The 18,490-nt window shown below is 66.1% G+C and carries 15 protein-coding genes and 1 pseudogene; 10 read left to right on the forward strand and 6 right to left on the reverse strand.

Annotated features, from left to right (window positions below):
- The 8 genes from flgF (at position 1) to R1Z03_RS21415 (ending at position 9,227) form a co-directional block, all read left to right on the forward strand.
- Positions 1–741 carry a flagellar basal-body rod protein FlgF gene (flgF, locus tag R1Z03_RS21380; RefSeq protein ID WP_272565443.1) on the forward strand — a complete coding sequence of 247 codons (741 nt, stop codon included), beginning with the start codon at positions 1–3 and terminating at the stop codon, positions 739–741.
- Positions 742–781: 40 nt separating this feature from the next.
- Positions 782–1,564, forward strand: coding sequence for a flagellar basal-body rod protein FlgG (gene flgG / locus R1Z03_RS21385; RefSeq protein ID WP_272565444.1), 783 nt, complete (start codon positions 782–784; stop codon positions 1,562–1,564).
- 65 nt (positions 1,565–1,629) lie between these two features.
- Positions 1,630–2,349 (forward strand): flagellar basal body L-ring protein FlgH, encoded by a 720-nt coding sequence (locus tag R1Z03_RS21390; protein ID WP_284431686.1) that lies wholly within the window; start codon positions 1,630–1,632, stop codon positions 2,347–2,349.
- 204 nt (positions 2,350–2,553) lie between these two features.
- Positions 2,554–3,699 carry a flagellar basal body P-ring protein FlgI gene (locus R1Z03_RS21395; RefSeq protein ID WP_272565446.1) on the forward strand — a complete coding sequence of 382 codons (1,146 nt, stop codon included), beginning with the start codon at positions 2,554–2,556 and terminating at the stop codon, positions 3,697–3,699.
- 69 nt (positions 3,700–3,768) lie between these two features.
- Positions 3,769–4,686, forward strand: a complete 918-nt coding sequence (flgJ, locus tag R1Z03_RS21400; protein ID WP_284407503.1) for a flagellar assembly peptidoglycan hydrolase FlgJ — start codon at positions 3,769–3,771, stop codon at positions 4,684–4,686.
- A 13-nt stretch (positions 4,687–4,699) separates the two neighbouring features.
- Complete coding sequence (flgK, locus tag R1Z03_RS21405; RefSeq protein ID WP_284402618.1) at positions 4,700–6,631, forward strand: flagellar hook-associated protein FlgK; 1,932 nt, start codon at positions 4,700–4,702, stop codon at positions 6,629–6,631.
- A gap of 18 nt (positions 6,632–6,649) precedes the next feature.
- Complete coding sequence (gene flgL, locus R1Z03_RS21410) at positions 6,650–7,936, forward strand: flagellar hook-associated protein FlgL (protein WP_284431684.1); 1,287 nt, start codon at positions 6,650–6,652, stop codon at positions 7,934–7,936.
- 31 nt (positions 7,937–7,967) lie between these two features.
- The gene (locus tag R1Z03_RS21415; protein WP_317354890.1) at positions 7,968–9,227 is read left to right on the forward strand and encodes an HDOD domain-containing protein; all 1,260 of its coding nucleotides are present in this window, start codon (positions 7,968–7,970) and stop codon (positions 9,225–9,227) included.
- Between the two features lie 337 nt (positions 9,228–9,564).
- Here R1Z03_RS21415 and R1Z03_RS21420 read toward each other — a convergent pair whose 3' ends face one another.
- The 6 genes from R1Z03_RS21420 to R1Z03_RS21445 form a co-directional block, all read right to left on the reverse strand.
- Positions 9,565–10,035 (reverse strand): hypothetical protein, encoded by a 471-nt coding sequence (locus tag R1Z03_RS21420; protein WP_317354893.1) that lies wholly within the window; start codon positions 10,033–10,035, stop codon positions 9,565–9,567.
- 228 nt (positions 10,036–10,263) lie between these two features.
- Positions 10,264–10,590 carry a barstar family protein gene (locus R1Z03_RS21425; RefSeq protein ID WP_317354896.1) on the reverse strand — a complete coding sequence of 109 codons (327 nt, stop codon included), beginning with the start codon at positions 10,588–10,590 and terminating at the stop codon, positions 10,264–10,266.
- 175 nt (positions 10,591–10,765) lie between these two features.
- Positions 10,766–11,074 (reverse strand): hypothetical protein, encoded by a 309-nt coding sequence (locus R1Z03_RS21430; RefSeq protein WP_317354899.1) that lies wholly within the window; start codon positions 11,072–11,074, stop codon positions 10,766–10,768.
- 8 nt (positions 11,075–11,082) lie between these two features.
- A complete protein-coding gene (locus R1Z03_RS21435; RefSeq protein ID WP_317354902.1) occupies positions 11,083–15,999 on the reverse strand; it encodes an RHS repeat-associated core domain-containing protein in 4,917 nt (1,638 codons plus the stop codon).
- Between the two features lie 90 nt (positions 16,000–16,089).
- Positions 16,090–16,557, reverse strand: coding sequence for a DcrB-related protein (locus R1Z03_RS21440; RefSeq protein WP_317354905.1), 468 nt, complete (start codon positions 16,555–16,557; stop codon positions 16,090–16,092).
- Positions 16,558–16,595: 38 nt separating this feature from the next.
- A complete protein-coding gene (locus R1Z03_RS21445; protein ID WP_317354908.1) occupies positions 16,596–17,591 on the reverse strand; it encodes a DUF2345 domain-containing protein in 996 nt (331 codons plus the stop codon).
- Between the two features lie 26 nt (positions 17,592–17,617).
- Here R1Z03_RS21445 and R1Z03_RS21450 point away from each other — a divergent pair.
- Positions 17,618–17,872: pseudogene (locus R1Z03_RS21450) on the forward strand (VOC family protein); the annotation flags it as partial.
- A 36-nt stretch (positions 17,873–17,908) separates the two neighbouring features.
- Positions 17,909–18,316 (forward strand): GFA family protein, encoded by a 408-nt coding sequence (locus R1Z03_RS21455; protein ID WP_317354912.1) that lies wholly within the window; start codon positions 17,909–17,911, stop codon positions 18,314–18,316.
- The last annotated feature ends 174 nt before the right edge of the window (positions 18,317–18,490 follow it).

Below are 18,490 nucleotides of genomic sequence, written 5' to 3' on the forward strand. Positions count from 1 at the left end.
ATGGACCACATCATCTATACCTCGATGACGGGCGCCAGCGCTGCCGCGCAGCGCCAGTCGGTGCTGGCCAACAACCTGGCCAACGCCTCCACGAACGGCTTCCGTGCGGAGATGTCCACCTTCCGCGCCGTGCCGGTGCAGGGCGACGGCGCCAAGACCCGCGTGTTCGCCCTGGAGGCGACCTCGGGCCACTCCGAAGCGTCCGGCCCGGTGCAGCGCACCGGCCGCAACCTGGATGCCATGGCGGTGGGCAATGCCTGGTTCGCCGTGCAGGGGCTCGACGGCACCGAGGCCTACACCCGCAACGGCAGCCTGGAAGTCTCGGCCACGGGCCAGCTGCTCACGAGCAACGGCCTGACCGTGCTCTCGGACGGCGGCGGCCCCATCGACGTGCCCCAGGGCGCGGAGATCGCGCTGGGCTCGGACGGGACCATCACCGCCAAGGTCGGCAGCCAGCGCCCCGCAGCCGTGGGGCGCCTGAAGCTGGCCACGCCCACGCTGGAAGACCCGCTCAAGCGCGGCGACGACGCCCTGTTTCGCACCACCTCGGGCGATCCGCTGCCCAGCGATCCCAATGCCCGCATGCTGTCCGGCGCGCTGGAAGGCTCCAACGTGAATGCCGTGGAGAGCATGGTCGGAATGATCGCCGCCTCCCGCCAGTTCGAGGCGCAGCTGCGCCTGCTGCAGACGGCCGAGACCAACGACAAGTCGGCCAGCCAGCTGCTGAGCCTCAACGGCTGACCGCCGAGCCCGACGCAACCGCCTCCCCAAAGGAACCGCCATGATCAATTCCCTGTGGATCGCCAAGACCGGCATGTCCGCCCAGCAAACCCAGCTGGATGTCATCTCGCACAACCTGGCCAACGTCTCCACCAACGGCTACAAGCGCAACAACGCGGTCTTCGAAGACCTGATCTACCAGAACCAGCGCCAGGTCGGCGCGCAGACCACCGAGCAGAACCAGCTGCCCACCGGCCTGCACCTGGGCCTGGGCGTGCGCACGGTGGCCACCAGCCGCAACTTCACGCAGGGCAGCCTGCAGCAGTCCAACAACAACCTGGACGTGGCGATCAACGGCAACGGTTTCTTCGAAATCACCCAGCCCGACGGCACCATCGGCTACACCCGAGACGGCTCGTTCCAGCTCGACGCGCAGGGCCGCATGGTCACCTCCAGCGGCCTGCCGGTGGCCAACGGCATCACGGTGCCCGCCAACGCCACGGCCATCAGCATCAGCACCGAGGGCGTGGTCTCCGCCACCGTGCCGGGCAGCACCGCGCCCCAGCAGCTGGGCAGCATCGCGATGGCCAACTTCATCAACCCGGCCGGCCTCGAGCCCATCGGGCAGAACATGTACAAAGAGTCGGCCGCGTCCGGCCAGCCCCAGCAGGGCACGCCGGGCACGAACGGCCTGGGCTACATGCGCCAGGGTTTCCTCGAAACCTCGAACGTGAACGTGGTGGAAGAGCTGGTGACCATGATCCAGACCCAGCGCGCCTACGAAATGAATTCCAAGGCCATCCAGACATCAGACCAGATGCTGGCCAAGCTCGCGCAGCTTTGAAGCGCAACGCCGACCGTTCCCACGAAGAACGCCCACGCCCCCACCGCTTGTTGCAGGATTTCGCCATGCGTACCGCCTCCTTCCTCCGTTCGTTCCCCCTGCCGGCGCCGTCCGCGCGCCTGGCCGCCGTCGCCGGCCTCGTGCTGCTGTGCACCGGCTGCGCCACGCTGTCGCCGCCGCCGCCCGTGGACCTGCTGCCCACCACGCCGCCGCCCGTGGCCGCCACGCCGCGGCCCTCCGGCCCCGCGACGGGCAGCCTGTTCCACGCGGCCAGCTACCGGCCGGTGTTCGAGGACCGCCGCGCGCGCCTGGTGGGCGATGTGGTCACCATCCAGATCATCGAGACGGTGTCGGCCAGCCAGAAATCGACCTCCACCGTGGACCGCAAGTCGGGCACGGCGTCGGGCATCACCGCGCTGCCGTTCATCAGTTCGACCAACCTGGGCAAGGCCTCGCTGGGCGCGACCAGCACCAACAACTTCGAAGGCAAGGGCGGCACCGAAAGCACCAACACCTTCACCGGCACCATCACCACCACCGTGATCGACGTGCTGCCCAACGGCCACCTGGTGATCGCCGGCGAAAAGCAGATCGGCGTGAACGACAACGTGGACGTGCTGCGCTTTTCCGGCACGGTGGACCCGCGCGCCCTGCAGCCGGGCAGCGTGATCAGCTCCACGCTGGTGGCCAACGCCCGGGTGCAGTCGCGCGGGCGCGGCGCCCAGAGCGAGGCGCAGGCCATGGGCTGGCTGTCGCGGGCTTTCAATTCGGTCACGCCGTTCTAACCGCGCCACCCATCCCCCGCCCGCAATCTGCCGCCACGGCCTGGCGGCAGATTGCTATTATTTTCATAGCACAATGCCCTAGTGTTGATTGCACTGGCGGCATTTTTCGCTGGCATTCCCCCGGGGCCGACCGCCCCAATTGACCGGTAATCCGGCATCTTTTTGGCCCATCCCGTGAAGCGGTCCGCTTTCACAATCGAGGCCATGAAAGCCCTGCCCTCTCCCCTGATTTCGCGCGCGTCGCGGCTCGTGTGGCTGCTGGCCGCCCTGGCCACCCTGTGCGCGGCGTTGCCCGCCCATGCCCTGCGCATCAAGGAAGTGGCGGCCGTGCAAGGCGTGCGCAGCAACCAGTTGACGGGCTATGGCCTCGTCGTGGGCCTGGACGGCACGGGCGACCAGACCACGCAGATGCCCTTCACCACGCAGGCGATGACGAACTACCTGCAGCAGATGGGCATCAGCCTGCCGCCCGGCACGGCGGCGCCCCAGCTCAAGAACGTGGCGACGGTGATCGTCACCGCCCAACTGCCCGCCTTCGCCCAGCCCGGCCAGACCATCGACGTGAGCGTGTCCTCCATGGGCAACGCCAAGTCGCTCAAGGGCGGCACGCTGATCGCCACGCCGCTGCGCGGCGCCGACGGCGAGATCTACGCCATGGCGCAGGGCAACATGGTGGTGGGCGGTGCCGGGGCGTCTGCCGGCGGCAGCAAGGTGCAGATCAACCACCTGAGCGCCGGCCGCATTCCCGATGGCGCACAAGTGGAACGCTCGGTGCCCACCCCGCTGAACGACAGCGACACCATCACCCTGGGCCTGAACGCCTCGGACTTCCAGACCGCCCGCAAGGTGGCCCAGGCCATCAACGGCAAGCTGGGCAACGGCGCCGGCATCGCCACGGCGCTGGACGGCCGCACGGTGCAGGTCCGCGCGCCCCTGGACCCCGGCGCCCGGGTGAACTTCATCGCCGACCTGGAAGAACTGGCGGTGGCCGACTCCGTCCCCTCCGCCAAGGTCGTCATCAACGCCCGCACCGGCTCCATCGTGCTGAACCAGGCCGTGACGCTGGGCCCCTGCGCCATCGCGCACGGCAACCTGTCGATCACCATCAGCTCCACGCCCGTCATCAGCCAGCCCAACCCGCTGTCGCAAGGGCAGACCGTGGTGGCGCAAAAGAGCGACATCACCGTCAAGCAGGAGCCGGGCAACATCATCCAGATGCCGCCGTCGCCGCAGCTGGCCGACGTGGTGCGTGCGCTCAACACCCTGGGCGCCACGCCGCAGGACCTGCTGGCCATCCTGCAGGCCATCAAGGCCGCGGGCGCCCTGAACGCCGAGCTGGAGGTCATCTGATGACCCAGGCCGCCACCTTGCCGTCCCTGCGCCCCGCGGGACAGCGCCCGACCTGACGGGAGACCGCACATGGCCATGACCCTGCCCTCTGCCGCGACCACCACCGCCACCAATGCGCTGGCCGTCGATTCGCGCTCGCTCAACGCGCTCAAGTACGAGGCCGGTCAGAACAGCCCGCAGGCCGCCAAGGAAGCGGCCAAGCAGTTCGAGTCGCTCTTCATGCGCGAGATGATCAAGAGCATGCGCGAGGCGACGATGAAGTCCGGCCTCATGGAAGGCGGCCAGGCTGACTTGGGCACCGACATGCTCGACCAGCAGCTGTCCATCCAGATGTCGGGCCGCCAGGGCGGGCTCTCGGAGGCCATCCAGCGCCAGCTGACGCGCCAGATCGGCGGCGGCGATGCCGGCGCCGGCGCCGAGCCCACGTTTTCGGTGCCCTCCACCTTGAGCCTGGGCGCCGCCAGCCAGCGCGCCGCGGCCGTGGCGGCCGACCCGTCCGCCCCCGCGCCCAAGGGCCGCGAGAGCTTCGTGCAGCACCACCGCGATGCGGCCGAGCGCGTGGCCAAGGAAAGCGGCATTCCCGCCAGCTTCATGCTGGGCCAGGCCGGCCACGAGACCGGCTGGGGCAAGAGCGAGATCCGCAGCAAGGACGGCGACAACTCCTTCAACCTGTTCGGCATCAAGGCCGGCAAGGGCTGGACGGGCAAGGTCGCCGAGATCACCACCACCGAGTACATCGGCGGCGTGCCGCGCAAGGTGACGGCGAAGTTCCGCGCCTACGACTCCTACGAAGACTCCTTCAAGGACTACGCCAAGCTCATCAACGACAACCCGCGCTACGAGAAGGCGCGCGAGAAGACGCATTCCGCCGTGGCCTACGCCACCGAGCTGCAGAAGGCGGGCTACGCCACCGACCCCGAATACGCCAGCAAGCTGAGCCGGGCCATCAACAGCACCTTGCGCGTCTCGCCGCGCACGGCGGCGTGACGGAAAGCGCTCCATGAGCCTGCTCAACGTCGGCGCCCGCGCCCTGCTCGCCAACCAGGTGGCCCTGCAGACGGCGGGCCACAACATCGCCAACGTCAACACCGCCGGCTACTCGCGCCAGACGCTGTCGCTGCAGACCGTGCAGGGCCAGTTCACCGGCGGCGGCTACATCGGCCAGGGCGTGGACGTGCAGACCATCCTGCGCAACCACAACGAGCTGCTCACGCGGCAGGCCGCCGCGGCCAACGCCACCCAGGCGGCCGACCAGACGCGCGGCGAGCGCCTGTCGCAGATGCAGGACGTGTTCAGCGGCGGCACGAGCGGCCTGGGCGCCTCGATCACCGACATGCTGAACGCCCTGTCCGACGTGGTGGCGGCCCCGACCGATATCACCGCGCGCACGGTGGTGCTCACGCGCATGGACGAGACCGCCGGGCGCATGCGCTCCGCGGCCGACCGCCTGTCGGAGATCCAGTACACCGTCACCGAACAGCTCAACAGCAACGTCAACGCGATCAACAGCCTGGCCAGCCGCATGGCCGGCGTGAACGAGCAGATCGCGCGCGCCACCGGCAACGGCCAATCGCCCAACGACCTGCTGGACCAGCGCGACCAGATCATCCGCGAGATCAACCAGTACGTGCAGACCACGCAGGTGCAGGCCGACGACGGCACCGTGGGCCTGTTCGTCGCGGGCAGCCAGCCGCTGGTGCTGGGCTCCACCGCCACGCAGCTGTCCGTGGGCGAGGCCACGTCCTTTCCCGGCAGCGGGCAGACCAAGCTGTTCTTCAACCGCCCCGGCGTCGCGCCCGTGGAGCTGGACGAGAACATGCTCGGCGGCGGCGAGGTCTCGGGCCTGCTGCGCTTCAACAACACCGATCTGGCCGAGGGCGTGAACCTGCTCGGCCGCATGGCGCAGTCCATCGGCATGACGATGAACGCCCAGCACAAGCTGGGCCTCACGCTCGACGGGCAGGCCGGCAAGGACCTGTTCTCGGTGCCCACCAGCATGCCCGGCTACACCAAGGGCACGGCCGTGGGCACCGTGTCGTTCAGCGATGCGACGAAGTTCGCCGCGTCCGACTACGAAGTGCGCTTCACCACGCCGCCGGCCGGCCAGGTGGTGCGCATGTCCGACGGCAAGGCCACCGCCTTCACCGACCTGACCGACCTGGCCAGCAAGCAGATCGACGGGCTGAACTTCAACATGACGGCCGCAGGCGCCACCGGCGAGCGCGTGCTGTTCAAGCCCTTCAGCACCACGGCCGCGAACATCCAGGCCAAGGTGCTGTCGCCCCGCGACCTGGCCGTGGCCAGCCCGGTCAACGCCGCCATGGGCAAGACCAACGGCGGGTCGATGCAGCTCACCAGCGTGCAGGCGACCTCCACGGGCTTCACCGCCCCTCCCATTCCGGCGGGCGTGAGCCTGAGCTTCGCCGCCGGCCCGCCCACCACCTACACGGTGACGGGCTCCACCACGCCGCCCTCGGGCACCGCGGGCCTGGCCTACACGCCGGGCCAGCCCATCCAGATCGACGGCTGGGAACTGACGCTCAAGGGCACGCCCAACACCGGCGACACCGTCACGGTGGGCAATGCGCTCGATCCGCAATACGGCGACACCTACACCCGCAACGCCGGCAACGCCTCCGCGATGAACGCGCTGCGCGACGTGAAGATGTTCGACGAATCCACCATGAGCGACGGCTACGCCGGCCTCATGGCGCAGGTGGGCACGCGCACGCAGAGCGCGCTGAACTCCGCCCAGCTGTCCACCACCATCGCGGGCAACCTCGAAAAGGACCGCACGGCCGTCTCGGGCGTGAATCTGGACGAAGAGGCCGCCAAGCTGATCCAATACCAGCAGGCCTACCAGGCCTCCGCGAAGGTCCTGCAGATTGCCCAGAGCATTTTCGACAGCCTGATCCAGACGATGGGCCGATAAACCGCGCCGGAGAAAGACATGGCCAACTTCTATCGCACCTCCACCGCCAACATGTACGACAACGCCCTGCGCAACCTGGGCACGCGGCAGACGGCGTTGTCCAACCTGCAGGAAAACCTCACCTCCGGCAAGCGCGTGGTGCGCGCCAGCGACGACCCGGTGGCCGCCGCGCAGGCCGAGCGCGCGATGACCCGGCTGGCACGCGTGCAGACCGACCAGCGCGCGCTGGAGAACCAGCGCAACTCCATCGCCCAGGCCGAATCGACCATGGGCGAAGCCGTGGACCTGGTGCAGGAGGCCCGCCAGCTCATCGTGAGCGCCGGCAACGGATCGCTCACCCCCAACGACCGCAAGACCATCGCCAACCAGTTGCAGGGCCTGCGCGAGCAGCTGTCCTCCATGGTCAACCGCAAGGACAGCAACGGCATGCCGCTGCTGGGCGCCCTGGGCAGCGCGCTCACGCCGTTTCTCGGGCCGCAGTCCGGCAGCCCCGACTACACCTTCTCCGGCCTGCCCGGCCAGGGCTCGGGCACCGACAGCTCGCTGCCCCTGTCGCTGGACGGCGAATCGGCCTTCATGTTCGTGCCGCAGCGCGACGGCGCCTACAACGCCGCCGTCACCACCAGCTCGACCGACCACCTGCTGACCACCGACGGCATCAAGCCCACCGACACCAGCCTCATCACGGGCAACAACTACCAGATCGTCTTCAGCGGCGTGGGCCCGGGCGCCACGGCAGGCACCACGACGGCCACGTACACCATCACCAACACCACCACCGGCGTGTCGTCCCCGCCCGTGACGGTGCCCGACTTTCCGTCCGACAAGCCGGTGAGCATCGGCGTGACCGGCATCCCCGGCATGAGCTTCAACATCACCGGCACGCCCGTCAAGAAGGTCGATGGCACCTACAGCCTCTCGCCCGCCAATGGCGACAGCATCTCGCTGCAGCCCAGCGCCAGCATCTTCAGCACGCTGGACAGCGCCATCCGCGACATCGGCAGCGCCACCACCAGCGGCGCGGCCTCGCAGGCCGTGGGCCAGGCCCTGAACAACATCGACATCGGCATGGAGCGCATGCACAACATGCGGGGCTACGCGGGCGAGTTGCTCAACCGCGCCGACCGCATCACGGGCGACCAGGACAAGCGCGCCGTGCAGCTCGAAGCCGACCGTTCGCGCGCGGAGGATCTCGATATGATCAAGGGCATTTCCGACTTCCAGAACAACCAGGTCGGGTATGAAGCGGCCCTGAAGTCCTATGCCCAGGTGCAGAAGCTGTCCCTCTTCAACTACATCGGCTGAGCCCGCGCGGTAACGGCCGCCTTCGCATCCCATGGTCCAATCCGTTCTTGGCAGCCTTCTCCTCGGTTACCGCCCACTGTGGAACCAGGCGCGGCGCCTGGCAGCCGTGCAGCTCTATGTGCAAAGCGACGGTGCCGCCTTCGTGGACGCGCCCCACCTGCTGCGCACCTTGCAGGAACTGTGGAGCGCCAGCTCGCCCCCCCTGCTGCTGTCCCCGCAAACCCCGCAACTGCTCACCGACCTGCTGAGCCAGGCGCCGCGCGGCGCCCCCTGGATCGAAGTGCGCAACGAATGGCTGGGCGATCCGGCCTTGCTCGCCCAGGTACAGGCTGCCCACCAGCGCGGCCTGAAACTCGTCTGGCGCGGCGAGCTGCACCACCTGCCCGAACCCGCCGTGGCCGGCTGCTTCGACAACAGCCTGCTCACCCTCAGCGCCGCCGACGCCATGGCCGCGCTCAAGGCCACCGCCGCCGTGCCCCGCGCCGGAGCGGGCGCCCCCCACCACGCCGCCGCAGGCCAGCAGCCGCAGCAGCCCAGCCCCGTGCTGGCCGGACAGATGTACGAGAACGTGGCCAGCCGCGCCCTCATGGAACACTGCCTGGACCGGCACAAGGCCCTGGCCCTGGCCGGCTGGCCCGCGGAAGACGTGCTGTACGAACTGCGCCACCAGCCGCCCCAGCCCGGGCACGACACCGTGCTCAAGCTGATGAAGGCCATCGACGCCGAGCAGTCGCTGGAGGCCTTCGAGCAGATCCTGGGCGAAGACCCGTTGCTCGCCTACCGCTTCATGGTCTACACCAACTCGGCAGCGCTCGGCCTGCGCACCGGCGTGGATTCGCTGCGGCGCGGCCTGGTGATGATGGGCTACGGCTCGCTCAAGCGCTGGCTGTCGGACCAGCTGCCGCACGCCAGCACCGACCCCAACCTGCAGCCCATCCGCGAATCCATGGTGCTGCGTGCCCGCCTGACCGAGCGCCTGCTGGACGCCGGCGTGGAAAACGACCTCCGGCGCGAAATCTACCTGTGCGGCCTGCTCTCGCAGATGGACGACCTACTGGGCGAACCCCTGGGCGCCATCCTGCGCCGACTGCCTCTGTCCGAACGCATCTACGACGCCACCGTGCTGCACACTGGACCGTACGCGGCCAGCCTGGAGATGGCCTGCGCGCTGGAGACGGACAACGGCGCGGCGATCCGCCAGCTGTGCGAGACGCACGAGATGGATCTGGAAGAGGTGAATCGGGGGTTGCTGCGGGTGCTGGCAGATCTGGATGTGAAGCGCGGGGGTTGAGGCGCCAAGCGCTGCAGATCGCGGTCGGGGCATGGCGTTGGGCCCCGTGGTTTGTAGCAGCGGTGGCGGGCGATCACTGTTCCGCTGGCAGACGCGACGGAACCTCGCAAAGTGCCTTCCGGTCGCTCCTGTTCGGCTTGGACTCGTGCGCAGCGACGCGGAGGCTTTTCTGACGCCTTGATCGAAGGCCGCATGGCCCGGGCTCCTGCGCCGACTCAATGTTTTGCTGTTCTCTGAACAGCTCTGGGGGGTCTGCCGATGTTTCGCTATCCGCCAGTAAAACCATCTGTGTGATTCGATAGCCAGATCGCGCCGATGGCGGAAGAATTAGATGCATTCAGGCTCTAAAAACTGACAAATTCTCGAATACATGTTCGAGAGATAGAAAGTCAGTGATTTTTTCAAAATCATCGAAGCTGGGCGGCAAGGGCAACCCAATTCCTTGAACCCCATCAACGACGACACATCCGCCAAATGCAATCTGCTCTTTGGTTTTAGCGAGGACGTCGGAGACAGTCATCCCGGCCCACAATATTCCTTTGTAGTTGCCAGGAAATCGAGTACCGCACATCACAGAGTGAACAATACCTGATGATGACGCATAGCCAATCGAAATCAAACCACCGTCGAAAAGCGCAACCTCATCCAATATTTCTATTTCGTAATTTTCCGAAAATCTCTCAAAAACAGAGTCAATTGCTTCACCGATGGAAATTCCCCCCAAAGATACACCGGGAATGATCTCCGAGTTCAACAACATCTTTTCCAGCTTCTCGAAAAGCTCGATTTTTATTAAGAAAATTTTCAAGACAATGCCAAAGCACTCTCCGCCCTTGAAAATCTTAATTCATTATTTTAAACATTTTCTCCAAACTGATGCACTCTTCGTCATCAGATATTTCATAAGCCCCCGCGTTGCCCCGCGCGCAGTACTAACTTAAACAGCGCATCTATTTATCTGCAATTCTGCGATCTTCATAATTGCAACGGGAAATCACAAAAACTCCCTATAAATCACCCCACACCACAAACGCCATTAACCCACAGGGACAATATAAATAACTGGGCTTTTATTCAAAGAATATTCTCGAGCATTTACAAATTCGACGGCAGAAATTAGCCCTCGAAAAATTTCTTTAGCAGAATCCGACAATCCCTTGACCATCAACACAATATACTCATCATCTTTAACTGAGATAGTAGTCATAGCATCTTCCGGAGTTCTCAAACTGCCCCAACAGTCAATTAATGCGTTAAAGTTTTTTCCATAGAAGTCAGGAAACCCAAAAGCATTGGCTAGTACATCATGCAAATCAGCAACTTCTTTTAGTGAGCGCAAATCAACTTGGACAACCTTGTTCATTGGAACACCATATCAGATATATCGACATATGATTTGTAGTGGTCATTCGTCTAGCATGCTGTTTTCTCACGCCTGTTTGCCACGATTCTTCGCCCACTTTATTTCCAATTCCAGGGGGTTTAACCATATATTCTTGATAGTCGCCCTCGGCATCCAGCTTTAGATCTATCGAAAGCTATTTTCGAGTCTCCACCCAATCTCCTTCGCCCGCCACTTCGTCAGAAATTCCTTGATTAATCATATCTTGCATAGTTGCCCAACCGGCAGAGGGTCCATAGATCGGGACGTTAACACTAGGCATAAAATTGTTAATCAAATCAACCTCCTTAAGCTCGCTACCTATTTCTATATTTTCAATACTAGCCCAAAGGGCACTACATTCGTCACACGAAAACGCAAGGGATTTACCATCCCCGCATCGCCATACAAAGAGATTACCCTCATCATCACAGTAAGGGCAATTTTTTTTAATATAAAAAGCCATATACATCCTTAAGGCACTGGATATGCCGTGACAACATGATTTCCCTTTTCAACAACAATCTTGACGCCCGTTAAATCAGCACCGCTTCCTGCCGAGCCTCCCTCGTAGCCTACTTTCTTACCCATCGGCACTGTGTATTCCATTCGAGATCCTTTCGCCTGTACCTTTACATTTGGATCACCAGCTTTAACTTTCGCCCATGCGTCGTCAACAATATTAAGCGTCTGCTGTCTTCCGCCAGAAAATACACTATGTTTTGGTTTTGCTGTGTTGTTACGTGCGTGATCTAACACGTGCTGGACTCTATTTCTAAAAGCATTAGGTCCGAGATCTGGGCCATACATCAATCCCTCTCTAGATCTCCATAACTGCTTGCCTTTACTCACTAAAGCGCACCACCCCCAAGGATCAACCCAAGAAATGGCGTTCGGCGCAAAGGAATGAAGATTCATCCCCCCCGCCAACCCAATCGGATCAGGCGTCGTGAACGCCCCCAAATCCGGGTCGTAATACCGGAACGTGTTGTAGTGCAGCCCCGTTTCCCGGTCCAGGTACTGCCCTTGCATCCTCAGGTTCTGCGGCGCCGCCGCCGTTTGCTGACTCGCCCGCGCCCAGCTTTCGGCAACCGGCGCTCCGACCGGGCGGCCCACGGCATCGAACGCCTGCCATTCTTCCGCGACCGCGCTGCCCCAGGCCCTGTATTGCGCACGCCAGACCAGATTGCCGTTTCGATCCGACATCTCTTCCGGCAAGCCATTGCCTTGGGTATGGAAGTAATAAATCCGGGCGCCTGGCGGCGCTGACCGGGCGCTTACTTCTTCAACCCTCGGCGTTGGCGTGCTGTTTTCCATCACGGCCGGTTGCGCCGAATGGGCTTTGTCCATGGCCGCCCGCATGCGCGCCAACCCGCCCACCGGCCCGGCGACCGCGTGGTGCGCATCCGCCCACTCGCCATTGGTGGTCGGCACGGAGTTTTCCTTGCCCCGCGCGGTGTCCACGTCGCCCAGGGCCAGCGCGGACGCGGGGTGTTCCGGCTCCAGCGCGCCCTGGCCGTCGATGCGCGCCAGGGGCGTGTAGCTGCCCGGCTCGTAGACGTAGCTGCTGCATTGCCCGCCCCGGCGCTCCTGCAGCAGGCGCAGGCCTTCCCACGTGAAGGTGGTCTCGCCGAAGGCGTCGGCCTTGGCGATGCGCCGGCCCAGCGCGTCGTAGCGGTAGCGGAAGACCTGGCTCACCGGCTCGCCGTTTTGGCCCGCTCGCACCACGGCCGCCTGCGTCATGCGGTGCTGCGCGTCGTAGCGAAAGTGCTGCTCGGTGTGCGCGCCGATGCGCTTTCTCACCAGCCGGCCGAAGCCGTCGTAGTCGAAACGTTTGTCCTGCAGCACCTTCACCCGGTTGTTGCGCACCCAGCCCCGGCCGGCGCCGTCCATCGCCTGGGCCCGGTCGGCGACGCGGTTGCCGGCCGGGTCGTAGTGGAAGACTTCGTTCAGCGCGGCGGCGGCGCCGTCGCCCGCCGCGCCCTGGCCGGAAGGCGCCAGGGCGGACGGCAGGCCGGCGTGCACCGCCGAGAGCAGCCGGCCGACGGGGTCGTAGCGGTATTCGGTCTCGCCATGGCGGCTGTGCCGCGCCCGCGCCAGTTCGCCCGCGCTGTCGTACTCCCACTGCTTGAGCAGGCTGTCGGTGGCGGCGGGGCGCTGCAGGCGCTGGGCCCAGGCGGCGCTTTGGCCGGGGGTGCGGCCGGGGGCCCACGCGCCGGTCACCCGCAGGGCGGCGGACTGGGTCCACTGCGCACTGCGCCGCCCCAGGGCGTCGTAGGCGTAGCGGCTGGCCAGGCGGCCCTGGGTGCGCAGCACTTCCCGGTGCAGGTCGTCGCGCTCGATGTCGGCCACGACCACGCCGTCCAGATGGATCTGGTGCAGATGCCCGCTGCCGTAGTACAGGTGGTGCAGCGTGCGCCCATCGGGCAGGCCCGTCTCGGTGCGGTTGCCCAGGGCATCGTGGGCATGGCGCAGTTCGGTGCGCTCGCCGGTGGCGGCGTCGGTGGCGGACTCCTTCACCACATCGCCAAGGGCGTTGTAGGCGTACTCCAGCGTGTGGACCGGGGCCTGCGTCTCAGCGTCCAGCATCTGCGCGCGCACCAGCCGGTGCAGCGGGTCGTAGGCAAAGCGCTGCAGCAGGGCGCCGCCCGGTGCGCCCTCGCCGGAGGGAAGGATCTGCTTTTCCTGCAGGCGCCCGAGCGCATCGCGCCGGTAGAGGGTGCGGATGGGCGAGGCCGGCACGTGCCCGGCAATGCCCTGCAGGCGCACGTCGTCCTCGCCCGGGTGTTCCACCAAGGCCACCACGCGGCCGGCGGGGTCGTAGTCGAGGGCGTGGCGGCTGCCATCGGGTCGGCGCTCTTCCAGCAGGCGGTCGGCGCTGTCATAGGCGAATTCGTAGCTGGCGTGGTTCTCGTTGACCAGCGTGGCCAGGCGGTGCGCCGCGTCGTAGCCCAGGTGAACGGCGCGGCCGTTCGGGGCCTGCAGGGTCAGCAGCTGGCCGTGCAGGTTGTACTGGTAGCGGGTCGCACGCTGGCTCGAATCGCTGGTGGAGGCCAGCCGGCCGGCCGCGTCGTAGGCGTAGTTCTGCACGCTGCCATCGGGGTGCTGCACGCTCAGCAGGCGGCCCAGCGGGTCGTGGATGTACTGGGTGGACTGGCCCAGGGCATCGGTGCGCACCCGCAGGTGGCCGTTGGCGTCGTATTCGAAGCGGGTGGTCTTGCCCGAGCAGTCGGTGTGGCTGGCCAGCAGGGCCTGCGGCGTCCAGCGCCATTGCTGGCGGCCCCCGTTGGCATCGGTGGTGAGCACGGGCAGGCCGCGCGCGTCGTACACGGTGGCCTCCCGGTAGCGGGCGTCGGCCGGGGTGCCCGAAGGGTTTGCATCCGGCGCAAGGGACGCATCCGGCGCAAGGGACGCATCCGGCGCATCCTGCGCCAGGGGCGGGCCCAGCACTTCGGTGCAGTTGCCGCGTTCGTCGTATTCGTAGTGCCAGCGCGAGCCGTCCACGGCCGTCGTGGCGCGGATGCGCTGCAGGCGTTCGTGCCAGTCGATGCGCGCACTCTGGCCCAGCGGGTCGGTGGCGTGCACGAGGTTGCCCAGGCGGTCGTAGTCGAAGGTGAAGCGGGTGCCATCCGCCCGCGTCCACGCCAGCAATTGCCACTGGCCGTTCCATTCCATGCGCTGGATGTGGCCCAGGGGGTCTTCGTAGCGGGTGACGTTCTGGTCCGCGTCGTGGTCGAAGAGCTGCACGCGCCCCAGGTGGTCGGTGACGCGCGTGCGGCGGTCGCCGTCGGCTTCGCCGGGCAGGTCGTATTCGAAGGTCCAGCTGGTTGCCGGCAGGCCGCCGCCCGCATCGTCGAGCCAGTGCCGCAGCACGCGGCCTTGCGGGCCCGGCCGGTCCCACTGGTAGTGCGCGACCAGTCCGCTTTCGAAGGTCTGGGCCACCATCGTGTGCTGTGCCCATTCGAAGCGGCGCACCGTGCGGCCGGTGCGGTCGGTCACCTGGACCAGGTCGCCTTCGGTGCTGTAGCGGTATTCGACCAGGGTGCCAGGCGGCCCGCCCGCGGTGAGGTCGATGCGCAACAGGCGCGGCCCACTGCCGGCCACCGCGTCCGGGGTGTAGTGCAGCGCGAGCCGGTGGCCGCTGGTGTCGGTGATGTGGCGCACCAGGCCCTGGGCGTCGCGGTGGTAATCGATGGCGTTGTGGTTCAGGTCGGCCCATTGCAGCAGGGACAGGCGCTCGCCATTGGCCTGGCTCCGGCGCGCGCCGAAGGTATAGACCCAGCCCACCGAAGGCATGCCAATGTAGTAGACCCCGCCTTCGCTGCGGCTCAGCTGCAGGCCTTCGGGCACGCTGAACATCTGCCCGCCCGGCGGCAGGTCGTCAAAGGGAATGCCGCGCCCCTGCTCGTCGATGTAATGGGCCTTGCCGTCCTGGAACACCAGCTCCACGCTGAACGGCAGGCTCCAGCCGGTTCCCAGCACGCCGGTGCGCGCGTCGGTGGAGGCATAGGTGCGCTGCCACACGATGGGCAGCGCGCCGCTCAGCGCGAAGTCGGTGTCGTCGTCGCCCAGCAGCACCTTGGCCCCGGTGACGGCGTGCACGGGCTTGCCCTGCAGCAGGTTGCCCAGGGCGGTGCCGGCGCTGTTGCCCGCGCCCTTCGCCGCGCCCTGCCCGCCATCGAAGGAGGGCATGACCTCGCCCAGCACCTTGGCGCCGACCACACCCATGCCAACGGCAATGCCGAAGCACTTGATGCCGGCTTTCAGGGCGCCCGCGGCCCCGCCCAGGATGCCGGCCCAGAACCGGGCCTTGGCCGCCAGCTCGCGGTCGGAGTCCGGGATTTCCTGCGCCCGGAAATTGGCCACGGGCACCGACTCGCCGCCGAAGTTGACGTCCTCCGAGCCCTTACTGATCTTGGCCTCGCAGTCCACGTAGTCGCCCTCGCGGCCGGCGCGGAAGGTGTCGATGAAGATGTTCTCGCTGCCGAAGTTGACGAGGCTGGGCGGCATGCTGTGCTTGTCGCACATGGCCACGTCCAGCCCGGCGCGGATGGCGGGCAGCTTGTTGATGAAGACCGTGGCCGACCCCGTCGCGGTGAGCTCGCCGCAATCGGAGCTGAAACTTCGCCCCAGCGCCTCCCCGAACGACTGGAAGAAGTCGCCCACCAGGCTGAACATGTGGCTCACCACCAGCGTGCCCACGAACACGGCCGCGCCGATCAGAAAGCCCGCCAGGGTGCCGAGCCCCGGGCAGGCGATGGTGCCCACGGCCGCGCCGATCGCCACCGCCGCCCCGAACTCGATCGCCACCGCCGTGGCCGCCCCCGCCGCATGGCCCTCGCGGGCGTAGGTGTGGGCGATGGGATCGTGCAGGCGGGCGGCTTTGGGCATGGAGCGCGGAAGGAAGGTACGCCGGTGGGCGGGTTTGTAAAAGGCCGTGCGGTCTGTCGCGAGGGCGGCGTGGAGCCTTAGGGGCGTGCCTTACTGCGGCCGCACGCGCACGCTTTGCAGGATGGACGCCCACTGCGCTTCGTGGTGCGGCTTCCAGGGCGCCGCATGGGTGCCGGTGAGCACCAGCGCCTTGCGCTCGGGCAGCTCGATCAGCACGATGCGCTGGTACAGCGTGTGACCTTGCTTGCTGTACGAGACCGAGGCACCCACGGCATTGGGGGCAGCGGCTTCGTTGGCCGGCGGCTCACCGGCGGGGCCGTGCAGCGGCAGGCGCGCCCGGCTCATGTCGAGCTGCTTGTAGCTCTTGCCCACGGTGGACAGCGCACGCAGCTGCTCCTGCAGCAGCGCCTCGATCCCGCTGCCTTCGTCGAAGTAGTCGCGGGTGACGACCACGTTGAACGGCAGCGCCGGGTCCCCGAAGATGAGCACGTTCACGCTGCGGTCGATGAAGCCGTCGGAGGGCAGCTCGAACGCCGCCTCCTGGATGTGGTATTGCATGGATGGATTCCTAGGCTGCTGCCGGCGATGCCGGTGGGTCAGCAGTTCATGTTGATGGGCTTGCCGAACTCGTCGAGGCTTTCCGTGAAGCGCAGCAGGCCCTTGCGCACGCCGACGATCTCGATGTCCCCGTCCTTGGTGAGCTTGATGTAGGCCTTGCCCTTGCCGCACACCAGGGTGATGCTGTCGGCCGCCTCCAGGCGGATGTGCTGTCCGGCATCGACCAGAACCGAATCCTGCGTGGCCTTGATGTTGACGTTCTCGTGGCCCAGCACGCTCGCATCGAGCGTCTTGGATGCCATGGTGATGTTCTGGTTGGCCGTGAGGTTCATGTGGCCGGCCTGCGCCTCGGAGGCCACGTCGCCCTGGGTCACCGTGTTGCGCTGCCCGCCCTGGGAGACGTGGGTGAGCATGCCGCCCTTGGCCAGCTGGGTGAGCTGCGCGCCGCTCGATACCGTGATGTGCTGCGTGGCGTGCATCGATGCGCTCTGCCCGGAGCTGATCACGATGGGCTTGGGGCTGATCATCGAATGCCCCTCGGGGCTGACGATGGACACGATGGGTTTCGTGATGTCCTTGGACAGCTCGCGCAGCGCCTGCGACTGCGGCATGGCGGGGTCGGTGTTGGTTGGCATGCTGACCTCGGGCCCGCCCCCTCCACCGCCGTCCCCGCCGGCATCGGCAAAGGCGGCGACGGCCGCGGCGGCCTTCGCCAGGGACGACGCCCCGGCCTGGCCGCCGACCATGGAGGCCACGCCCGCGCCCAGGGCCATCATGTGCGAGGTCTTGAGGCCATTGATGGCGCCGATGGCCGAGTCCATGGCCTTCACGGCGCTTCCGGCCTCTTTCATCAGCGCCGCGGTGCCGGCCAGCCCGCTGCCCAGTTGATCGAACCCATCGGGGTTGTTGCTCGCCACCTTGGAGGTGAAGTCCTGCGGGTACGTGGTGATCAGCAGCCCCTTGTCCGCCCGGATCGAAAACGCTGCTAAGTTGTTGTCGCTGGTCAGTTTTTTGACGCAGGATTCCGATTTCACAACGAAACCGAGATCACCCCGGGGCGGGCCTGGGCAAGAACGGCAAACCCTCGCTCTGGATCTACGATGCGGAGGACCGGCCGAGCCCGCTGCACCTGGCGTTCACGGCAGAAAGCCGGCGCCAGGTGGACGCGTTTCATCGTGCGGCGATCGAAGCCGGGGGCCAGGACAATGGCCCTCCCGGACTGCGCCTGCACTACCACCCGCACTACTACGCCGCCTTCGTCATCGGGCCGGATGGCCACAACGTGGAAGCGGTGTGCCATCTGCCGCAGGAGTGAAGTGGCAATCCGACACCAAGGCCAAAGGAGCCAACGATGAAGGTTGAAGGAAGCTGCTACTGCGGCGCCATCGAATACGAAGCGCAGGTACAGCCTGGCACCACGACGGTCTGCCACTGCGCGGACTGCCAAGCCCAATCCGGCTCCGCCTTCCGGGCAAACATCGCCGCGTCGGCAGACGGGTTCCGGCTGATCAAGGGGCAGCCCCGCACCTACACCAAGACAGCCGCCAGCGGCAACCAGCGCCTGCTCGCGTTTTGCGAAGTCTGCGGGAGTTCGCTGTATGCCTGTGCGCTCGAGAATCCGCAGTCCTACTCGTTGCGGATCGGCACTTTGAAGCAACGGCAAGAGCTGGGCACCCCGCAGCGCCAGATCTGGACGCGGCGTCGTCACGATTGGGTGGGCCTGCCAGACAGTGTGGAGTCGTTCGACGGGCAGCCGTGAGCCGGGCAGGGCGGTGCCCGTGCCACTGCAACCCTGCAGGTTCGCAGAAGCTGCCGGGTGCCCCCATCTGCAAAGCCTGGCGAATGGCCTCTGACGGGCGTGTCGGCAGAAGCCGGCCGCCAAAACATCTTCGCGAGAGGACTCTTGGCGCGGCATGCGGGCGCGCCTTCCACT

It is taken from the genome of Acidovorax sp. BLS4 (genome assembly GCF_032929295.1).
Classification (GTDB): Bacteria; Pseudomonadota; Gammaproteobacteria; order Burkholderiales; family Burkholderiaceae_C; genus Paracidovorax.

What these genes read in the sequence shown, in the direction of transcription:
- flgL (WP_284431684.1), top strand. Translation starts at nt 6,650, where the DNA reads ATGGCCAACTTCTATCGCACCTCCACCGCCAACATGTACGACAACGCC.
- R1Z03_RS21430 (WP_317354899.1), bottom strand. Translation starts at nt 11,074, where the DNA reads ATGGCTTTTTATATTAAAAAAAATTGCCCTTACTGTGATGATGAGGGT.
- R1Z03_RS21390 (WP_284431686.1), top strand. Translation starts at nt 1,630, where the DNA reads ATGCGTACCGCCTCCTTCCTCCGTTCGTTCCCCCTGCCGGCGCCGTCC.
- R1Z03_RS21455 (WP_317354912.1), top strand. Translation starts at nt 17,909, where the DNA reads ATGAAGGTTGAAGGAAGCTGCTACTGCGGCGCCATCGAATACGAAGCG.
- R1Z03_RS21440 (WP_317354905.1), bottom strand. Translation starts at nt 16,557, where the DNA reads ATGCAATACCACATCCAGGAGGCGGCGTTCGAGCTGCCCTCCGACGGC.
- R1Z03_RS21425 (WP_317354896.1), bottom strand. Translation starts at nt 10,590, where the DNA reads ATGAACAAGGTTGTCCAAGTTGATTTGCGCTCACTAAAAGAAGTTGCT.
- R1Z03_RS21395 (WP_272565446.1), top strand. Translation starts at nt 2,554, where the DNA reads ATGAAAGCCCTGCCCTCTCCCCTGATTTCGCGCGCGTCGCGGCTCGTG.
- flgK (WP_284402618.1), top strand. Translation starts at nt 4,700, where the DNA reads ATGAGCCTGCTCAACGTCGGCGCCCGCGCCCTGCTCGCCAACCAGGTG.
- flgJ (WP_284407503.1), top strand. Translation starts at nt 3,769, where the DNA reads ATGGCCATGACCCTGCCCTCTGCCGCGACCACCACCGCCACCAATGCG.
- flgF (WP_272565443.1), top strand. Translation starts at nt 1, where the DNA reads ATGGACCACATCATCTATACCTCGATGACGGGCGCCAGCGCTGCCGCG.
- R1Z03_RS21435 (WP_317354902.1), bottom strand. Translation starts at nt 15,999, where the DNA reads ATGCCCAAAGCCGCCCGCCTGCACGATCCCATCGCCCACACCTACGCC.
- flgG (WP_272565444.1), top strand. Translation starts at nt 782, where the DNA reads ATGATCAATTCCCTGTGGATCGCCAAGACCGGCATGTCCGCCCAGCAA.
- R1Z03_RS21415 (WP_317354890.1), top strand. Translation starts at nt 7,968, where the DNA reads ATGGTCCAATCCGTTCTTGGCAGCCTTCTCCTCGGTTACCGCCCACTG.